Below are 19,354 nucleotides of genomic sequence, written 5' to 3'. Positions count from 1 at the left end.
CCTTTATCTTGCCGGCTCAAATCAACCTAAATCTCAATGACCCGTTTTAACAAAATCCGGTTACTAAAAAACGCCTGCCTGGCCTTCGCACTTGTATTAACCGCCTCTTTTGCCAACGCACAATCGAAAGGAACTTTGAATGATATCAGTTTTCTGGATGGCCGCTGGCTGGGAACATACAATGGCGGACCTATCGAAGCTTCCTGGACGGCGCCCGCCGGCAATAACATCGTTGGTTTTATCCGCATGATCAAAGATGATAAACCGGCTCTTTATGAATTGTTTGCATTTGAGCAAACCGATAAAGGACCCGTCGCAATGGTCAAACATTTCAAACCGGGAATGATTTCGTTGGAAGAAAAAGAAGTAGCTGATCGCTATAATTTCATCGAAGCTAAAAAGAACCAGGCGCTTTTCGAAAAAGATGATGCGTCGGTGAGGATCATTTATGAAAGGCGGTCTCCCAAACAACTCGTGATCCAGCGCGGTAAACTGGAAGATAACAAATGGACCTTCGTCGATCTGTTTATTTTCAATAAGATACCCTGAGCAATATACTTTGCTCTGCCAACAGCAGTCCAATCGGATTGCTGTTTTTTATTACCTAGTTTTTGAGAATGAGATACACGCCTGCCACCAGCAAAATGGCACCGGCGATGCGTGGCAGGTTCAGGTGATGAACCGCGAAACCCTGCAAACCGAAATGATCGATCGTCATAACGGTTACCATTTGCCCGGCAATCACCAGGCACATCATATTGGCCGGACCAATATTTCTGACAATGAAAATCACCGTGATCACATAAAACGCACCTAACACCCCACCCATAAAACGTGTCCACGATACCTGCTTAAGATCAGTGAGCGATGGAATGGGATTCTGATTGAAACAGGCAAACGCGATACTCAATACAACAAGACCCACAAAAAACGAAGTCATTGCCGCGAGTATGGGATTGTTGATCGACTCACGGAGTTGCGTGTTCACGCCCGATTGGACGGCATTACTGATGCCTATGAGAAAAGCAAAGACAAGAAAAATCCAGTTCATGCGGAAGGACAGAAATTTTAGGCGAAGTTAGAAGATTCCTGTCGTTCCTACTACTTCTTAAGCTCGCTCACTTTATCAGGATCAACGGTTTTGAAACGACCATACACCCGCAGAATAATCGCCAGAGCGACAGTTACTTCCGCAGCAGCCACAACGATTACAAAGAGTGCGAATAACTGCCCGCTCAGCTGACCGGGATCGTGCCTGCTGAATGCCACGAGATTGATATTCACCGCGTTCAACATCAGCTCGATACCCAGCAGCATGCCGATGAAGTGCCTTTTTGTAATGGAAATAGCCAGACCAATGCAAAACAATGCAGCGGCTACAATCAGGTAATGCGCTATGGGAATGGATGTCATGAGGTCGGGTTTCGGTTCAATGCGAGATAAGCCGCGCCGATCAATGCGACCAGCAGAAGGATAGCGGCTATTTCAAAGGGCAACAAATGAGTTGTCATTAATTCGACACCTATGGTTCTGATCGTTGACTTACTACTATTGACATCACCCGCCATTTTAAAATCAGAGACCAAAATTACCTTGGTCAATAATCCAAAAAGGGCAGCCCCTGTCAAAAATCCCCATACTTGCCTACTAATTGGCACCTCTACACGGTTATGCCGGGTGGAATCGTCACTTTTCTCGCTCTTCTGAGTCAACATAATACCAAATATCAGCAGCACCAGAATTCCACCTACATAGATCATGATCTGAGAAACTGCCAGGAAATCAGCACCGGCCAGTACATACAATGCAGCTACTCCCAAAAAAACAACAAAAAGCGCAAATGCCCCATAGATGAGGTTTTTTGAGAATAGTATCACCAGACCTGCTGCGAGCGTCAATGCAGAGAATATGTAAAATACAATTGCTTCCATTCCAGCTTACTCCTTAGGTTTGGGTTTCATGGTCGGACGGAATGCCGGTTTAGCTGCAACCGGTTTCTCCGGTTCATCAGCGCTGGCTTCCGCAGCGGGTTTCTCCACATTTTCATCCGAAACAGCTTTCGGCCTCATCGTCGGACGGAATGCCGGTTTGGCAGCAACAGTTTTTGTGGGCTCCTCAATGCTTGCTTCCGGAAGTGAAGTGTCTATATTCTCTTCCGAAACTGCTTTCGGTTTCATTGAAGGACGGAATGCGGGTTTCGCAGCTACTGGTTTTGCCAGCTCATCAGCGTCAGGTTCTGCTTTCGGTTTCTCTCCGCTTTCATCCGAAACGACTTTGGGCTTCATTATCGGACGGAATGCGGGTTTCGCGGTTACAGGCTTTTCGGCAAGTCCGGGAACGCTCTCCTCGACAGGTTTCTCCACAGTCTCATCCGGAGCCATTTTCGGTTTCATGATAGGCTTAAATGCTGGCTTAGGAGTCGGTTCAGCAGCGTCTTTCTTTGCTTCGTCATTTCCCACACCCTCTTCTATGGACTTAGGCTTCACTGTTGGCTTGAAGACAGGACGACCGGGCGAAGTGGTGGCTGAGGCCGGAATAGCAGCGGTGGCGGGAACAGCTTTCGCCGCCTTAAGTGTCTCCTTCTCTTTCTGAAATTGTTCCAGTAATTGGCGCTTTTCGTCTGCCTGTTCCGGTGTCAGGTTGGAATAGTTATAGACCATATCCCGCACATCGAGTTCACTGTAGTCGAACGTCTTGGTCATCGTCAGACATTCGGTGGGACAAACGGTGGTGCAAAGGCCGCAATAACAGCATTTGGCCATATCGATATCAAATTTGGCGGCATATAACCGGATCGGCGACCCGTCGGATGCTCTTCCAACCTCTTCGATTGCTTTTATGGGTTCTATTTCAATGCAGTCTACCGGGCATACTTTCACGCACTTGTCGCACACAATGCAATCGTCCATTTCATTGTGCAACCGATAACGGCCATTATCGGGAATCGGGATGGTTTCCAGCGGGTACTGGATCGTGACGATACCATCCTGCTGATCGTAGAAGTTAGATGCACGGATGTCACCCGGTTTGCGCTTTTTTCGTGCATTCCACAAGTGTCGTAGCGTCAGTCGCATCCCCGTAAGGGTCGTACTGATACCATCCGATATATTTTTAAAGTACTCTGACAAAATCCCTGTTCGTTTGTGAAACGGGTTACCCTATGACAAATATAGATTAAACCGTTTAAAAACTCATTGATCTACGCACACTCCTTCGAGCAGCTCCTGCAATTCCTTTTGAATGGTTTCTGTTTTATCAGCGATGTACCAACGCTGAATATCCTCTGCAAACTCTTTATAAGGTTTTACCGGATTTGCTTTGTATTCTTTCAAAAGTGCCTGCGCACCGGCAGGGCGAGGGCCCCAGGTGAACAACTCATTAAACTCATCATCGACTGCAATCAGCTTAGGAATAGAACGTCCGCCGTTGGTCAGGTAAGCGTCCATCAATTCCGGGTTTTCGTCGCGAAGCAGCATCTTGACCGTGATCGATGGATTTGAAAGTGACGCTGCAACAATAGATGGAATATTTTGAGCCGCATCACCACACCAGGCTTCGGTAAGGATATACCAGGTTTGCCGAATATCGATCTGGTCAACAGCTTCTTTCAACGAGTCATTAACAGTAACCTTTTTATTGAGGCGCTGCATGCGGGCAAGGTTCAGCTTTGTATAATGGTTCAGTTCTTCGGATTGTTTGAAACCAGTAGTCCTGTTTTCCAGAACCACTTTCTCCATCAACTGCATATAATCGTTATATGAATAAGCACCTTCTGTGACAGAAAGCGGGAACAAATTTGCTACGTTTTTCATTGGATTCTCATTTATTAAGAAACCCTTCGTAGACACTTTCAGTTCACTTTTGAGCCTCTTGGATTACGGCTGATCGATGGCAGGACGGCGATACAAAAGTATGGCTTTCATATACTCCTTCGCCAGCACATTGCGGTCAAAATGAGCCTTAACTAATCGATATCCGTTCTCGCCATGCGCATGAACCAGTGTTCGGTTAGCCATGTACCACCGCACTTTCAATGCAAGATCCTTCGGATTTTCCGGCTCGACGAACAGGCCCGCTTGTGCTGTCTCAATCAGCGCTCGCGATACACCGTCGATCGCCATCAGCACAGGTTTCCGACAAGCGCAATAGTCAAAAGTTTTATTGCTGTAAACAGTTTTAAAAACATCCGCTTTTTTCAATACGGAAACTCCCGCATCTGCCGCTACGATGTATTCAAAGATTTCGGATTTGGGGACAGGATCGATGAAAGACACATTATTGACTTTCTGCCGCACTGCCATTTCCATTAACTGCTTTTTCTCGGGACCATCCCCAATGAACAGGAAGTGCGCGTTGGTCTCGCTTAACAATATCGCCGCACGAACGATCTGCACCAAGCCATTGGCGAGGCCATGTGCACCGACATAAATGACAACAAACCGATCATTAAGTCCAAGCTTTGTACGCAATGCGCTCCGCGTATCGCTTGCAAGCGCCTGCTCGCTCCAGCGCAAGTCCGCCGCGTTGGGTATGAAAATAATTTTGTCTGCCCTTACTCCCTTTTGCAGAATCAGCTCGTCGCGGAAAGCGGGGGTTAAAACAGCGATCAGCGCCGCTCTACCATAAAGATATTTCTCAAAGCGGCAGGCGAGCGCGATCAGCTGCCTGTTATGCAGCACACCCGCGCCAACAGCGGAATCAGGCCACAGGTCCCGGATTTCCAGCAACAGTGGCAGACGTTTACACCAGGCCAGTGCCAGGGCCGATAGCCCCAGAAAAAGCGGCGGCGAGGTTATGAGCAAGCTGTCATATCTATCATTGGCGTAGCAAAGTCCACCGATGAACGCCGATAATGAGAAAGATAAATAGCCCAGGATCCTGCCCATAAACCCTGCATTATAACTTCGCGAAACAGGACAACGGATTACCCGAACGCCATTTGCATTGGTTTTAACCGTGAATCGCCAGGAACGCTTAGTATTTGCCGTGCCCTGCATGTAATGGAAGTTCCCCGCGATAACCGTGACCGAGTGCCCGGTTTCAGCCCACACCCTGCTTATTTCATTCCATCGCGAGCCTCCCCCCTCGTCGTCTTCCAGGAAATATTGATGCAGAAGTAAAACGTGCATAGAATGTGCCGTGCGGTTCATGATTTACAAAGAGCCACGAACCGAAATTTCTGTTCGGATATACCTTCCCATTGTTTCAAATAGTATTGCTTGGAGGACAGCCTTTTCACCGTAAGTTTCAGAATACCAGCCGTCCGTCAAATGCATTAACATTTCCTTCGACTCTTGGTCAAAGGCCCTGATCTCATTCGTTTCAAAAAAATCTTCATTAGGATGCCAATGCTGCTTCATCGGCATTCCTACGGGTGCATTCAACATATAATCTTCGACAGTCCAATGCAAGCTCCTCCGTTTCTTGAGCACCTTCCGCCGATGGATAATGTTCTTCCCCAGGTGTTTGAATCCTTCGAACACCGCTTCAATCTCAAATTCATCACGCGCATGCCATGCCACACCGCGGGCATTCGTAATCCAATGTGTCCATATGAACCGCTGCTTTTTCTGCATCTGCTCCTCGTCCCCAAGCGTGACGGTATTATGAGCCGCCGTTCCCCAGAAATGACGGGTGCATTCCCGGTCTGCATTATATAGCCACGTTCCTGCATCCCGAAGGATATTCCGACCGTCGACCCAAATATCCAGATGCAGGTGATCTGCTTGAAAGGGACGGCTGTAATACGATCCGCTTCGCAGAAAAGTGAGCGTTCGATTGTCCCGGATTAGATAGTAACCTCCCGTAGGGAATGCAAAAGTGCCGTCATCGACTGCTTTAAGTGTTTCGCCAATGCCAGATAGCTCCTTGCCCATTAACCATTCTGCGTCTTCCAGCCAGGCTAACTCGTGGTCGGGTGTCTTTCCTAAGACCGCGCTCAGTGTCGCCAACTGTGGTCTGAAATCCCTGAAATGGCATTCGCTTAATGGAAAAAACAGTGCGCCATCGTTGTTACCATAATTGGGAAGCCATCCGCTTTTATGATCCTGGCAGATGCTCAGGAGTAACAATGATGCCCGGGCACGCTCATAAACCGCTTGTGAAAGATGCTCATCATGCAACTCGCCGAGCTTCAATGCCCAACTTAATAATTGGACAACAACGCGATGATAGTTCATCGAGAATTGCAGGTAAGTACCATCAGTTGCGATTTGTGCGATGATCTCCCTTTCAAAAATATCCTTCCCCTTTGTTTTCCAATGATGACTTTCTGGAAAAAAGGGAAATAGCAATCCGGTCACAAAAAGCCCCAGAGCCTCGGTGAGCACATGATTATTCCGTACCGTCACCAATGAAAACCGGATGTTTGCCGCTACATGTCGAATCTGGTCATAAATACTGCACAGTATTTTGTCTAAAAGGAGCTGATCCAATGCCGGAGATAACCGGTAGTAATGCAATGCGAATGTCCAGTTCAGCACCCTAATCGCGATTTCCTGACTGCATTTCCAGTTCGGGCCACAATTTACGGGGTTGCGATCGATCCAGTTTTCAATGCAGGACAGGGTAAAATCAGACTGATCCTCCCGGAAATGGTGATCGTAGCGGATCAGGTCGTAAAGGAATGTAAACCGCGATTTCTCCCAAACAAATTTGATATCGCCCGCTTCTTCCGAAAAATCTTTCACTGCAGTCCAATGTATTTGCTCAGGATACGTGTACGCCGTGACAGGGTTTGTATGCCAATCAGACACTTCAAACCACTGTGAACTGAAATACCGGAAATATCCCCGCCTCATCTGTGTTACCCTACCGGCTAGCGCGATATGTTGGCGCCTGGTAACAACTACGTCCTCTTTTGAATCAAAGAAAAAAGTAGTTTTCAAGCTGTGCCATTCCGGCAAGCTGATCCACGACCGCTCCGTTGCGGAAGTCGGGAACCGCAATCTCAGGAGTCCAGATCTTCCGCAGACCTCATACATCATCCGAAACAGCACATACCGAAGCCCCATTTGCCATAAGATATGCCAACCCGATACAATCCATCGCCAGGTTTTCATACCACATTTACCCAGCTGCCGTTTTTCAGACTCTCCACCGCCGCGAAGGTCGCCTGCGTTGTATTTACAATTCCTTCGAACGCCATTACAGGTCTCCCATTTTGCTCCACCATCTCAAACAACGCCTGAAATTGTTCCCGATGGCCTTTTTGATAACCTATCTCCAATCGCCTGAAACCATGAAAGCCATAGCCATACAGTACTTTGAAATCATCGAGCACCAACGTTCTCCCCAACGAATGTATCTCTATCCGTTCCTTGGCATAGCTTCTGCTCCCGTTTGAAAAATAATTGACCACACCACCGGACCCGTTCCGGCACTTGAGAAGAATGCTGACATTTTCAGGACTGAGGCAATTATTGATCAGCAGGGCATTCGTGCAAACCTCTGTCACGAAACTACCGGTGAGGGTGGATATTAAATCGATAAAATGACAGACCTCTCCTATTATCCGCCCACCCCCACGACCCGGATCGAGTACCCAGGAGTCGGCGGGTAACGCACCCACATTGGCCGTCACGACCACTTGCATAGGCGAATCCCCCAGCAATTCCTGCATCATCCTGATATACGGAGAAAATCTGCGATTAAAACCAATAGTGAGCGTGATGCGCTCTGCCACATTCTTTAACTCCTCCTGAATTCTCCCAAGCTCCTCTCGTGTCATGACCAGTGGTTTTTCAGCGAAAACATGCTTACCTGCTCTGAGCGTATCAATAACCATCCGGGCATGGTCGCCGTGACGCGTGGCAACCAGGACGAGGTTTACTTCACGGTCGCACAATACTTCATGATAGTCTGTCGCAGCGAACGGTATCTCATATTTTAAAGCTAAATCCTTGGCGTTGAGTCCTCCCGAACTGACGATATACTTGACGCTCCTACCCTTCAAAGCGGGTAGGAGCGTCATCCGCGCGAAGTTCCCGGCCCCCAGCACCGCCGACGTAACTTTGCCCTGAATCGCCATTGATTTTCCGCATTGCACAATGCTGTCCGTTGTGCATTTGCTATCGTAGTCAATCAAAGTTGCCACGGCACATTTGTCGGGATGATAAATCCGGTCGTACTCCGCCAGTGGAACAATTCTCGAGGTCAATGGTTTTACATCCAAAGTTCCTGTCGAAAGCTGCCGCAATACTTCCTGAAAGTTCCGGTTCTCCGTCCAGCGCACGTAGGGTAACGGATAATCAATCCCATTTTCCTCGTACATGTGATCATAACGCCCGGGCCCATACGAGCAGGCAACCTGAAAGATCAATTCTTTTTGATAAAAATCTACACGGTTCAAATGCAAGCCAACCGATCCCACGAGCACTATTTTACCGCGCTTCCTGCAAACCGCGGCTGCCTGGGATATGATTTTATGAGATTCGGACGATGCCGTGATCAGCACCCCATCTGCTTCCCCATATTTCGCTAAAATCCAATCCGCCACTTCGGCGTGAAAGGGGTCGGTAGTCGCTACCCCTTTCTCAGCGGCAATCCTGCGCCGCTCCTTATCCGGCTCTACTGCGATTACCTGACAGCCCATCGCTTTAAGCAGGTCCACGGCCATTAATCCCACTGCTCCCAATCCAAAAACTGCGATTCTCATACCCATTTCAGGTGCGAGCAGCCTGATTCCATGCAGTGCAACGGCACCAAGGACGGTGAACGCGGCTTCCTCATCGGATACATTTGCCGGTATTTTCGCTACGAGGTTCGCAGGCACACAAACTATTTCAGCATGAGGCCCATTGCTGATCACCCGATCGCCTACCCTGAAACCGACTACCCCCTCGCCAACCTCCATCACATTACCCGCGTTGCAATAACCTAACGGCAATGGCTGATCCAGCCTGCGGAGCACTGATTGAGTCGCGGAAAACAGCCCTTCGGCTTTGATTTTGTCCAGAAAGAGCCGGAGCTTCTCCGGCTGCAGCCTGGCTTTCCGGATAAAACCAGCCTTGCCGAACTCGATCAGCTTTCTTTCAGTACCGGCAGAAACAAGACTTTTGTGGGTCTTGATGAGCACATAACCCTTCTTGACGAGCGGAACGGGCACTTCCATTAATATCGTCTTCCCCGTCCGAAGGTTTTGGACAAGTTGCTTCATGAATATATAGTGTGTTATAGGACAAATACCATGTATTGAAATTTACGAATTAAATGCAATCATCAAGATTTAATACTTTTGACAAAACCTGTTTAGCATACAATCCCTAATCACTTTGAACCCCAATGAAAAAACAGATTAATGTCGGTATAGTAGGATATAAATTTATGGGCCGCGCACACAGCAATGCCTGGAAAAAGGCTCCGCTGTTTTTCGATACGCCCACCATTCCTGTGCTAAAAGTCGCGTGTGGCCGTCATCAGGAGTCCCTTTCCGAATTCGCGGAAAACTGGGGCTGGGAAGAGACCGAGACGGACTGGCAAAAGCTTGTCAACCGGCCGGACATAGACATTATAGATATCGCATTGCCTCAAAACCTACATTATGAAGTAGCGCTGGCTGCGGCGAAAGCGGGGAAGCATATTTTCTGCGAAAAACCGCTCGCCATGAACAGCGGGCAGGCTGCCGAAATGCTGAAAGTCTGTCGGGAAAATAATGTCAGACATTATCTCAATCACAATTACCGCAGGACACCCGCAGTGTCGCTCGCCAAAAAGATGATCGATGAAGGTAAGATCGGGCGGATATTTCATTGGCGATGCGCTTATCAGCAGGACTGGATCGTTGACCCCTCGTTCCCGCTGACCTGGCAACTAAAGAAAGAAACCGCGCAAGCCGGACCACAATGGGACCTCAATTCGCACGCCGTAGATCTCGCTCACTTTCTGGTGGGAGACATCGTTTCGGTGTCCTCACTGACCGCCAACTTTATCAAGGAACGTCCCATCGCCGATGAGGCGGCCACCGGTAGCCTTTCGGGTGCATCGAAAGGTGATGAAATGGGAGAAGTAACCGTCGAAGACGCCGCACTCATGATGGTGCGGTTCCAAAACGGGGCAATAGGGTCATTTGAGGCCACACGCTTTGCCACGGGGCGTAAAAACAGGCTTACATTTGAAATCTATGGCAGCAAGGGCAGCCTGGTTTTTGATCTGGAGCGGATGAACGAACTGCAGTACTATTCCAACGAAGACCTTCCCGGAGAGCACGGCTTCCGAACGATCCTTGCAACCGAATCCATACACCCTTATGCTGGCAACTGGTGGCCTGCCGGACACATTATCGGCTACGAGCACGCATTTGTACATGCAGTGGTTGATTTTTTGAGTGCAATTGAAAACGACACGGAGATCAAGCCGGATTTTGCGGATGGCTTGAAGATCATTCAGGTACTGGAAGCGGGGCTGCGCTCAGCGGAGAGTGGGCAGAGCGTCGAATTGTAGAAGCTGCATGGCAAGCATCCATTTCACGATCGGCATTCGGCCTCCGAAATGGATGCTCTTGTATGTCAGTCCAGAAGCATTGCGACTCTCCGGTCGAGCGCATGATCATCGGTGTCATAGCCGACGTGCTTGTCAACCAACTTCCCTTTACGATCAATCAGCACCCATACCGGGATACTTTTCAGGTCATATTTTTTATCCAGCATCGCGAAAGATTCTCCCAGGGGCAATAAAAACTGCTTCCAGGGCATTTGTTCCTTTTGCATTGCCTTCTTCCAGGATATCTGGTCCTTATCGATCGAAATGCTCACGATATTCAGCCTGTCCCCATGGCTCTGGTAAAGCTTTTTAATCTGCGGAATTTCCATTCTGCACGGTCCGCACCAGCTTGCCCAGAAAACCAAGAGATTATGTCTGGAAGAATCAAGCAATGTTTTGCTTACCGAATGATCATCGGAGGTTTGGAGGGTAATATCGGCAGGAAAGTCGCTACCCGTCTTGTTTTCGTAATTCAGATAAGTATTAACAACTTTATAAACCGGGTTTCTCTGCAATTCCTGTTCAAAAAGAGACAGCATATATCTGGCTTCCTTCTCTTCGAATGCAGATTTGCTAAAATTGAGTGACCGTAGCAATTCCAAAGAATATGGATGCTTTTTAATGAGCGACCGATTGTAGTCACGGATCTTAATGGAGTTTTCCGGATTTTCCTTAAAAAGGTAATGCCGATAGGCTACGGCTGTCTGGCGATTGATATCGGCAATCTTGAAAGAAGCGATTTTTCTTCCGTTACCGACTGTCTGGATTGTATCCACCGTAAGTTCCACTATTCCCGGCTCTGCATAAAAGTCACTTTCGAAAGTCTTTTTAAAATAGGGATTCCGATAACCAATCAACTGATAAGGCCAGGCGGGATTACCAGTTGCATACATAATGGCTGCCTGGAAAGGAACAAATCCATTACCTGTCCTAATATTGAATTCGAATTTCCCATTTTGAATGACCGTAGAATCCAAAAAGCTCTTTGTTTCCCGATTGCCCAGATACAATGTCTTTCCTTCCAGATAAGATTTACCGTTTTTCAGGTCACCGCGGATAGCCACCTGAGCACCATCCCGGCAGGCTGACTGCATGAAAATTAAGAGAAACGTCCCGGCGGCAGCGCAGAGAAAGCGAGCTAACTGACTGTTTTTCATACCTCATAAGCGTTTGATTGAGGGCGTAATGCTAAGAAAAATTATACCATAAAACAATATATATAATAAAATTATCTATACTCCCCCAATAGGGAATTGTAAACCGGCAATTCGCGCGGTACTGCGAAATAAAAACTCATATTAGACCGTCTTGAATTTTATTAAACAATAACGACATACTTAGAACAAGCTCTTACCTACGCACCATAACCTTAAATGATTATTTTGTATAAATTTAGTAGCAACTATTGAATTAACCGAAACTATGAAAAAGGTCTATCAAATTACATTGGCAATATTTCTTCCTTTTCTTTTAAAGGCTCAATGCCCCATGATAAACATTACATTATCGACACAACAGCAAGTCGACAATTTCAACACGACTTACCCCGCTTGTACAAACCCACCCAACTCGATTGCGATCTCAGGGGAGGCCATTCAAAACTTGAACGGTCTTCAAAATATCACCTCTATTGCGGGCGATCTGGTTATAAATGGAACGTCTATAACCAATCTCAGCGGATTGCAAAACCTTACACAAGTTGGGGGTGATCTGACATTTGGACTTAATTATAGCTTATCCAGCCTGACTGGGCTTGAAAATCTAGTCTCCGTCGGTAAATCTTTTTGGATGTATGTCAGTGAGGTCGGTAGTATGCAGCCCTTATCCAAATTGGAATATATAGGGAAAAGCCTTTCTGTCGGTTCTACAGAAATAACAGACTTTTCGGGTATGGAAAAACTCACATACGCACAGTCGCTAAGCATTGCGGTGAATGATAACCTTACATCCTTAAATGGTCTTCAAAATATAGCAGCCTATCCATCTGTGGGAAATGTATTTATTATGAATAACGGTAAATTAGCGGACTGTGCAGTCAAATTTGTCTGCTTTCGTACCCCTGATCCGGATGGATCTCATGGACACGAAATAAGCGGCAACGCCCCAGGTGGTAATTGTAATGAGCCCTTTATCGACGTTGCTTGCTATCCTATGACGTTGCCAGTCACCCTTATTCACTTTAACGCGGAAAAGACGCACGAAAACCAAGTAACCCTTCAATGGGCGACATCATCGGAAACCAACAGCAAGCTTTTCCAGATCGAAAAAAATGACGGACGAGGGACATGGATTTCCCTTGGTTCTGTGGATGCTCAATATGAGAGCTCGCAAACCGCGCAGTATTCCTTTTTAGATGAGAGACCTTTAAATGGAATTAATCTGTATCGTTTGAAAATGGTGGACATGGATAATACCTTCGCCTATTCCAGAATCGTTGCCGTCAACTTCGACAATATCAAGACCAACGGTGTTTATCCTAATCCGACTGCCAGCCTCATTCAGCTCGGCTCAGATGATCTGATCGATGTTGCACAAGTACAAATTCTTAATACCTCCGGACAAGTACTTTACTCCGCTACTAAAGTTGAAACAGAGGGAATAGATGTGAGACATCTCACATCAGGCATGTACATCGTAGACATTAAGAAGAAAAATGGGAGATCAGTGAGTTACAAAGTAATTAAGAACAAGTAAAACATATAAACAAAAACGCCGACAAATGAAATTTGCCGGCGTTTTCTTCTGTGGGAGTTGAGGGATTCGAACCCCCGACCCTCTGCTTGTAAGGCAGATGCTCTGAACCAACTGAGCTAAACTCCCTTTTTTCTTTTTTGTTTCCCCGTCGTTTGGGAGTGCAAATATGTGCGACTAAATTGAACTCTGCAAATATTCCAGAAAAAAATTTTAATTTTTTTTACAATATCCTCATAACCAGTATCTGCTATTCGAAATTTAAATAGAGCGTTACAGTGTGTGTTCTCATCCTGCTGATTCCGTTTCCAACTGAATTCGCTCCGGGTATCAGAATATTCGTCAATCCATGTGAAAAACGCAGCTCCGGTGCGAATTTGAAGAACTCAAAGAACTGCTCGTATCCGATACCATAGTCAATCGACAGGTCACTCGACTTTGTATTCAATGCTCCCGGGCCCCCGCCCCTGCTCCGCTTTACATTTGTCTCGATCCCAAACGTCATCCCCGCCACCATATACATCCTCGAATTGACTCTCCGCACCGATTTGTATTTTAGCAAGAGAGGTACTTCTATCCACGTCGATTCCCGCTTCTCAGTCCGGTCCGTACCATTCGGATAGCTGAATTTTACATGGCGTTCGTACAGCGAAACCGATGGCGTCGTGCGCAGATCAAAATGCTCATTCAGAAAGGCATTGATGGTAAAACCCATCCGGAATGCAGCATTGGTAGGCGATTGAATCACGAAGGCCGAATCCTTGGAAACAAAATCGTTACTGTGCCTGATATTAAAACGTGTAAACGGTACTGCAAACAGGATTCCGTAGTGGATTGGCTTGTCGTCATAATATTCGAGGTGCTTGCGGCGGTATCCGATGCCCTGCGACTTTACTTCCTGCACCGCCATCAGCAGCGCGAGGATGCCTATTACTACTTGTGTCCGACGTAAATTGAACAGATCCCGAAGGTAAGTGATATGCATTTGGTATTTATGAAACCTGCTTTTTGATAGATATCCAGAAAAGCTTCCCCATCCGGAAAGGCCTGAACAGACTCGGGCAAATAAGTGTAAGCCGCGCTATCCTTCGAAACGGTCTTTCCTATAATCGGTAATATATACTTGAAATAAAAATTATAGAACTGCTTGAAGGGAAAACTGCGGGGTTTCGAAAACTCCACCACTACACAGGTTCCGCCTGGCTTCATCACGCGGTTCATTTCAGTCAGTCCAGCCAGCAAATTCTGAAAATTGCGTACTCCAAACGAAACGATGATCGCGTCAAAATAATTGTTTGCAAAACCCAAACTTTCCGAATCGCCGCTTTGTAGCTCAATAACGTCTTGCTTGCCCAGTTTGGCTATTTTTTCGCGACCAACGGCGAGCATTCCTTCTGATATATCGACTCCGATGATCTTGTCCGGATTTAGCGCCAATGCTTCGATCGCAAAGTCACCAGTGCCCGTTGCGATGTCGAGGATTACTTTGGGTTGTTGTTTTTTGAGAAGCCGGATGGCCCGCTTACGCCAGTATATATCCACACCCGCGCTCAAGACGTGGTTGAGTAAATCGTACTTTGGCGAAATATTGTCGAACATCTCAGCCACCTGCTCGCGCTTGGTGCCTTCCTTGTCTTTATAGGGTACTACACTCATTTTAATGCTTGTAAAATCAATTAGTAACAAAGCTAACAGATATTTACGGTTATAGCTTCTGACAAATTCATCTTATTTCCTTCTACAAAAGCTGACCAAATCGCAAAACGAACGTCTAAATGGCTGAACCGTGTCTTCCATTAAACCATTATTCCGCATGCGTAGTGCCCTGCTTTTCATTTTTCTGATTGTGCTGGTTTCCGAACCTGCTGCTCAGCCGTATCGCAAACCATCCACCAACGGGATCAGCGGCAAAAAAGACTATAACCGCAAAACTGAAATGGGTTATCAGATTTCGGTTCGCGGTGGACTTACCCAGTTTTTCGGAGAACTGAACGGTCAGGATATGCAGAGTGTGCTCGGAATCGGGCTCGGTAAAAATTTCCGGAAAGAGTTTTCACTGCAGGTCGACTACATGGCAGGCAAGGTAGGCGGAGAGAAAAAGGATTATTTCAATTCCTACTTTATCAGTGAATTCAATACACTGGAATGCATTGCAAAATGGGACCTGATCGAGCAGTTCAACATTTTCGAGCCGGACGCAGCCCATTGCTACCTCTACGGCGGGATCGGACAAATCTGGTTTGCCGCCCATGCATTCGATCTCGATAACGGTGAAGTCGTGAGGTTTACTAACAGCTCACTAAGCGCCCGAAACCCGTTATTCGTGCGCTGGGGTCCCCCGCATGGCCCGCCAGGTATCCGAAAAACAAGGGAAGGAATCATGCCGATCGGCACTTCTATGGATTTTGTATTGTTGAATCATTGGAAAATGGGAGTCGATTACCGCTTCTATCTGGTAAGGACCGATAAAATGGATGCGACCTCTGGCCGTCGCCTGATCAATCCGGAGGAAAGCGACTCATACAGCAACACACCGAATGACAAATTCAGCTTTATTTCGGTTTACATTGCATACCAATTTGGCAAACAAAAGCACAGGCGCTGAACGCCTAACATTGTTAAGATGAATTCTATCGCTGTTAAATACAAACTTTACCCCAGTCTGCTTAGCTGTTTCGACCGTTATGAGCGCGGCTATCTCGACGAATCCTCACTAATCGACCGTATTAACAGGGTACCCGTTCCACAAACAGAAGCGCAGTCGCGGGGAATTTCATTTGAGGATGCGGTGATAAAAGGTATTGGAGAGGAGGCATTCGACCCTGAAATTCTTTCAAAGGTACGGGCATTACTCCCCCGACCCATGCTCAAAACCCAGGTATATTGCGAATATCAGCTCGGTGACGTCCTGCTTTACGGCTATGTCGACGTGCTCGGAAAACTGCTGGCGGTAGACATTAAGACGACCGGCCAGTACCGTGCCGGATATTTCGCCAAAAGTCATCAGAATTTTTATCTGCCAGCTTTGCGGACGAAAGGCGTTCGTAGCCTGAGGTATATCATTACCGATTTTCAGGATGTATATCAGGAAGAATACGACCAGGGAACGGATTTCTCCCATCAGCAAACCCAGGTCCGGTCATTCTGCGAATTTCTTGAAACACACCGCCATCTGATCACAGACAAGCGTGTCTTCGGAATTTGAAGATAATATTCCCGACGCAATTAATACACAGAGTTGAATCATCCTGATATTAGTCTCCATCTGGGCCGCCTTTGAAATAGATCGTCACGACTGTGAACGTCCTTACCCTTCGACCGCCGTGATAGCCGGGACGCCATCGTGGTAAATGACCCGCAATTCGTTTAGCCTCATCTTCCAGGCGAGATTGCCCCTCTGATCGAAGAGTCGAAACATCTGAAATTGTTCCATCCTTTTCAATGAGCAACCGAATCGACACAGGGCGGGTAGTTTTATTCCCTCCCCTACTGACCGGATACTTACTGGTTGACTGAATAAATTCGAACAACGACCTATTTCCGCCGGGAAATTCGGGTTGAACCTCAACAATTGCGTAGACGGTTGTATCCTCTGTTGATTTTAAATCACCTCGAATCGCCGTTAACACTTTTTGAGATTTTGCATATAACCGTATGGCTGTAAGTGAAAGAAAAGCAACACTCCAGATGGACGAAAGAAAAATCCTCCTGATCATTCGATAGGATATCGCCCTCGGGGGATCATGTATTATGACGACGTCTGACATGTTTGAAGCCATTAAGTGCGGGTCGTAATTGCAATTCATAAATATATAATTAAATTATATATTTATGAATTGCATCCGGTGAAAACCCTTAACTGTCCCTACACTTCCTCTACCAACTAGCTGATCAAAAATTTATCCAGTTAAGTAGCATCTTGATCGGATACGTAAATAGCGCCAAAGTAAAATCCGTTAAGAATCCGGCAACCAGTAAAATAGGATATACCCACCACTGATAAGAAAATCTTGTGGAAATGTTAGAGGTCAAAGTTCGAAATGCGGCCAAGACGATATCGCGATAATAGTAGAGAATCAAAAGGTCAGCCAAGAGCATCCCACCCAAGCGAACGGGTAATGCAAAGCCAAACACATTGGTGGTAAATGCCAGGTCGATCAGGAAGATCTCGCCCAGTACCGGAAGGAGAAAGAGCGCCCCTATTAAAACTGTCCGATTAACTACGATCAGACCTGCACCGATTAACTCCATCAATCCCGTAATAAAATTGAAGCTTTTGTTCAGACTGAATAGATGCCAGGCAATGTAGAACTTGTCAATCTCGTGAATAGGTCTTTCCAGTATTTTCGGATCATGTACTCCAAATTGCGCTCCATTCAATTTCGCCCAACCGTAGGATGTCATATAAAAGGCCAGATACCACCTGAGCACCAATACAGTGAAATCGGCAAATTGCTCTTTCGATATTTTCATTTGATGGAGCTTTAATACAGGTTACAAACTCAAATGATAAGGAGTTTTAGGTTACTTTATACCCCGTTCATAGCATGATGTAACCAGAAACTCGTTACCATTGATCACTACCAGCTCATAGAAACCAGAAATCCAACGCTCCGCGAGTTTTGGCTTTGATATCAGAAAGTACGGCGGGGGATTTCGCGATAAAACAAAAACGCCTTGACAATCATTGATTATCAAGGCGTTAAACTGTAGTGGTTGTGGTGATGGACGGAATCGAACCTTTGATTTCTATTTTCATGACCTTTTCGTTAAAATATTCTGATTATGAGCTGTTAATGGCAAATATATAAAATTGAAACAAGTAACATGCAACCTTAAAAAGTAATTTTGTTGTAAACCATTTTGTAAACCAGTTCAGTTAAGATAGATTTGTGTAAATCAAGTCGTCTGCTGAATGGCTACTACAAAATACTATCTCAAAAAGCCAAAACCAAATGGCAATTGCCTGATATCCTTGTACTTTCGCTATGGAACCGAGCAGGTTGTGATTTCTACAAATCAGTTTATCAAGCCCAAATCCTGGGACGCTAAAAATCAAAAGGCTAAAGCTAGCCATGAGGCCTATTTGGAGCTCAACGCCAACCTGGATCGGTGGCGAAATGAGGTTCAGAAGATATACCAACAGCGACTTTACCAGAAGCTGTCAATTACTCCTGCCGATCTGAAACCGCTATTTGAGCGCGAGATAAGGACTGATAAATATGAAGCAGCTCCCGAGAAAAGTAAGCCTGGGCTGATCGAGTTCGTCAACAAATATATCAAGTCAGTCGAGGGATTCAAGAATGCTAATACGATTAAGACCTACCGCTCGCATTTGAAGATGTTGACAGCGTATCAGACCGATACGAAGAAAAAGACCATTGCCTTCAAAGACATTACACTCGATTTCTACCATGATTTCAAAAGGTTTATGGTGGAGGTCAAGAAATACAATGAGAACACGCAGAATAAGCACACCGGCCTGTTAAAATTCTTTCTGAACGAGGCGACCGAGCGGAAGGAAAACGATAACATAGAATTCAAGAGTCGGCGATTTTCAACACCTCGGAAGGAAGTTGATTCGATTTATCTTAACGAGGATGAAATCAAGCTGCTGATGAAGCTAGACCTATCAGCTGAGCCCAGGCTGGAAAAAGTGCGGGATCTCTTCATTGTTGGCTGTTTTACCGGTTTACGCTTTTCTGACCTCACGGCCATACAAGCTGAAAACATCTCTCCTGACTTCAAATATTTGAAGACCAAGACGATCAAGACAGACGAATACTTAGAAATTCCTATCCACCCGATTGTCAGGAAGGTGATGGAGAAATATAAGGGCAAGACACCGAACAACCTGCCGCCGGTCATTTCCAATCAAAAGATGAATGAGTATCTCAAAGAGATCGGCGAGAAGGCGAACCTGAGCGAGGATGTTGCTTTAATCGAGAAGAAAGGAAAAGTCCGGACGCAGAAAAAGGTAAGTAAGTTTTCGTTAATTACGTCTCACACCGCTAGGCGATCATTTGCAACCAATGAGTATCTTGCCGGCACTCCCTCCTACGCCATCATGGCAATCACCGGCCACCGGACCGAAAAAGCATTTTTAACATACATTAAGGTAACTAAAAAACAGTACGCGCGGCAGCTTTCAGAAATCTGGAAGGAGCGCTTTAAAGATGAATGA

19 protein-coding genes and 1 tRNA gene are annotated in these 19,354 nt (G+C 46.4%); 6 read left to right on the top strand and 14 right to left on the bottom strand.

Going from position 1 to position 19,354, the window contains the following annotated elements; all coding sequences use genetic code 11:
- Positions 1–36: 36 nt before the first annotated feature.
- Entirely contained in the window at positions 37–549 is a 513-nt protein-coding gene (locus tag BP71_RS31245) for a DUF6265 family protein (RefSeq protein ID WP_496385553.1), read from the top strand.
- A gap of 55 nt (positions 550–604) precedes the next feature.
- Here the strand turns inward: BP71_RS31245 and BP71_RS31240 are convergent, their stop codons facing one another.
- The 8 genes from BP71_RS31240 to BP71_RS31205 all read right to left on the bottom strand — a co-directional run bounded on the left by BP71_RS31240 (position 605) and on the right by BP71_RS31205 (position 9,157).
- Entirely contained in the window at positions 605–1,051 is a 447-nt protein-coding gene (locus BP71_RS31240) for a DMT family transporter (RefSeq protein ID WP_496385551.1), read from the bottom strand.
- Positions 1,052–1,101: 50 nt separating this feature from the next.
- Positions 1,102–1,413, bottom strand: coding sequence for an NADH-quinone oxidoreductase subunit NuoK (nuoK, locus tag BP71_RS31235; protein WP_496385550.1), 312 nt, complete (start codon positions 1,411–1,413; stop codon positions 1,102–1,104).
- Positions 1,410–1,931, bottom strand: a complete 522-nt coding sequence (locus tag BP71_RS31230; protein ID WP_496385549.1) for an NADH-quinone oxidoreductase subunit J family protein — start codon at positions 1,929–1,931, stop codon at positions 1,410–1,412. The genes nuoK and BP71_RS31230 overlap by 4 nt, the downstream gene beginning before the upstream one ends.
- A gap of 6 nt (positions 1,932–1,937) precedes the next feature.
- The gene (locus BP71_RS31225; protein WP_496385548.1) at positions 1,938–3,128 is read right to left on the bottom strand and encodes a 4Fe-4S binding protein; all 1,191 of its coding nucleotides are present in this window, start codon (positions 3,126–3,128) and stop codon (positions 1,938–1,940) included.
- A gap of 63 nt (positions 3,129–3,191) precedes the next feature.
- The gene (locus tag BP71_RS31220; protein ID WP_496385547.1) at positions 3,192–3,812 is read right to left on the bottom strand and encodes a thioredoxin family protein; all 621 of its coding nucleotides are present in this window, start codon (positions 3,810–3,812) and stop codon (positions 3,192–3,194) included.
- 63 nt (positions 3,813–3,875) lie between these two features.
- Complete coding sequence (locus BP71_RS31215) at positions 3,876–5,129, bottom strand: glycosyltransferase family 4 protein (RefSeq protein WP_496385546.1); 1,254 nt, start codon at positions 5,127–5,129, stop codon at positions 3,876–3,878.
- A 24-nt stretch (positions 5,130–5,153) separates the two neighbouring features.
- Positions 5,154–7,013, bottom strand: a complete 1,860-nt coding sequence (locus BP71_RS31210) for an alginate lyase family protein (RefSeq protein WP_496385770.1) — start codon at positions 7,011–7,013, stop codon at positions 5,154–5,156.
- 44 nt (positions 7,014–7,057) lie between these two features.
- On the bottom strand, positions 7,058–9,157 hold the full coding sequence (locus tag BP71_RS31205) for a bi-domain-containing oxidoreductase (protein WP_496385545.1): 2,100 nt from the start codon (positions 9,155–9,157) through the stop codon (positions 7,058–7,060).
- A 125-nt stretch (positions 9,158–9,282) separates the two neighbouring features.
- On the opposite strand from BP71_RS31205, the gene BP71_RS31200 reads away from it, so the two are divergent.
- Positions 9,283–10,440, top strand: coding sequence for a Gfo/Idh/MocA family protein (locus tag BP71_RS31200; RefSeq protein WP_496385544.1), 1,158 nt, complete (start codon positions 9,283–9,285; stop codon positions 10,438–10,440).
- Positions 10,441–10,505: 65 nt separating this feature from the next.
- On the opposite strand, the gene BP71_RS31195 is transcribed toward BP71_RS31200, so the two are convergent.
- The gene (locus tag BP71_RS31195; protein ID WP_496385543.1) at positions 10,506–11,636 is read right to left on the bottom strand and encodes a thioredoxin-like domain-containing protein; all 1,131 of its coding nucleotides are present in this window, start codon (positions 11,634–11,636) and stop codon (positions 10,506–10,508) included.
- Between the two features lie 265 nt (positions 11,637–11,901).
- On the opposite strand from BP71_RS31195, the gene BP71_RS31190 reads away from it, so the two are divergent.
- Complete coding sequence (locus BP71_RS31190) at positions 11,902–13,173, top strand: T9SS type A sorting domain-containing protein (protein ID WP_496385542.1); 1,272 nt, start codon at positions 11,902–11,904, stop codon at positions 13,171–13,173.
- Positions 13,174–13,224: 51 nt separating this feature from the next.
- Here BP71_RS31190 and BP71_RS31185 read toward each other — a convergent pair.
- The 3 genes from BP71_RS31185 to ubiE all read right to left on the bottom strand — a co-directional run bounded on the left by BP71_RS31185 (position 13,225) and on the right by ubiE (position 14,826).
- Positions 13,225–13,299, bottom strand: a tRNA-Val gene (locus BP71_RS31185).
- 121 nt (positions 13,300–13,420) lie between these two features.
- Complete coding sequence (gene porT, locus BP71_RS31180) at positions 13,421–14,155, bottom strand: type IX secretion/gliding motility protein PorT/SprT (RefSeq protein ID WP_496385541.1); 735 nt, start codon at positions 14,153–14,155, stop codon at positions 13,421–13,423.
- Positions 14,104–14,826 (bottom strand): bifunctional demethylmenaquinone methyltransferase/2-methoxy-6-polyprenyl-1,4-benzoquinol methylase UbiE, encoded by a 723-nt coding sequence (gene ubiE, locus BP71_RS31175; RefSeq protein ID WP_496385540.1) that lies wholly within the window; start codon positions 14,824–14,826, stop codon positions 14,104–14,106. Before ubiE ends, porT begins: the two co-directional genes overlap by 52 nt.
- Positions 14,827–14,983: 157 nt before the next feature.
- Here ubiE and BP71_RS31170 point away from each other — a divergent pair, with 157 nt between their 5' ends.
- Both BP71_RS31170 and BP71_RS31165 read left to right on the top strand, forming a co-directional pair.
- Positions 14,984–15,775, top strand: coding sequence for a hypothetical protein (locus BP71_RS31170; RefSeq protein WP_496385539.1), 792 nt, complete (start codon positions 14,984–14,986; stop codon positions 15,773–15,775).
- Positions 15,776–15,793: 18 nt separating this feature from the next.
- On the top strand, positions 15,794–16,375 hold the full coding sequence (locus tag BP71_RS31165; RefSeq protein WP_496385538.1) for a hypothetical protein: 582 nt from the start codon (positions 15,794–15,796) through the stop codon (positions 16,373–16,375).
- 49 nt (positions 16,376–16,424) lie between these two features.
- Here the strand turns inward: BP71_RS31165 and BP71_RS31160 are convergent, their stop codons facing one another.
- Both BP71_RS31160 and BP71_RS31155 read right to left on the bottom strand, forming a co-directional pair.
- Positions 16,425–16,886 (bottom strand): energy transducer TonB, encoded by a 462-nt coding sequence (locus BP71_RS31160; RefSeq protein WP_496385537.1) that lies wholly within the window; start codon positions 16,884–16,886, stop codon positions 16,425–16,427.
- Between the two features lie 175 nt (positions 16,887–17,061).
- Positions 17,062–17,643 carry a hypothetical protein gene (locus BP71_RS31155; RefSeq protein WP_496385536.1) on the bottom strand — a complete coding sequence of 194 codons (582 nt, stop codon included), beginning with the start codon at positions 17,641–17,643 and terminating at the stop codon, positions 17,062–17,064.
- A gap of 442 nt (positions 17,644–18,085) precedes the next feature.
- On the opposite strand from BP71_RS31155, the gene BP71_RS31150 reads away from it, so the two are divergent.
- Positions 18,086–19,354 (top strand): site-specific integrase, encoded by a 1,269-nt coding sequence (locus tag BP71_RS31150; protein WP_496385535.1) that lies wholly within the window; start codon positions 18,086–18,088, stop codon positions 19,352–19,354.

The organism is Dyadobacter ginsengisoli DSM 21015 (assembly GCF_059568735.1).
This window is presented reverse-complemented; position numbering and strand designations above follow the sequence as displayed.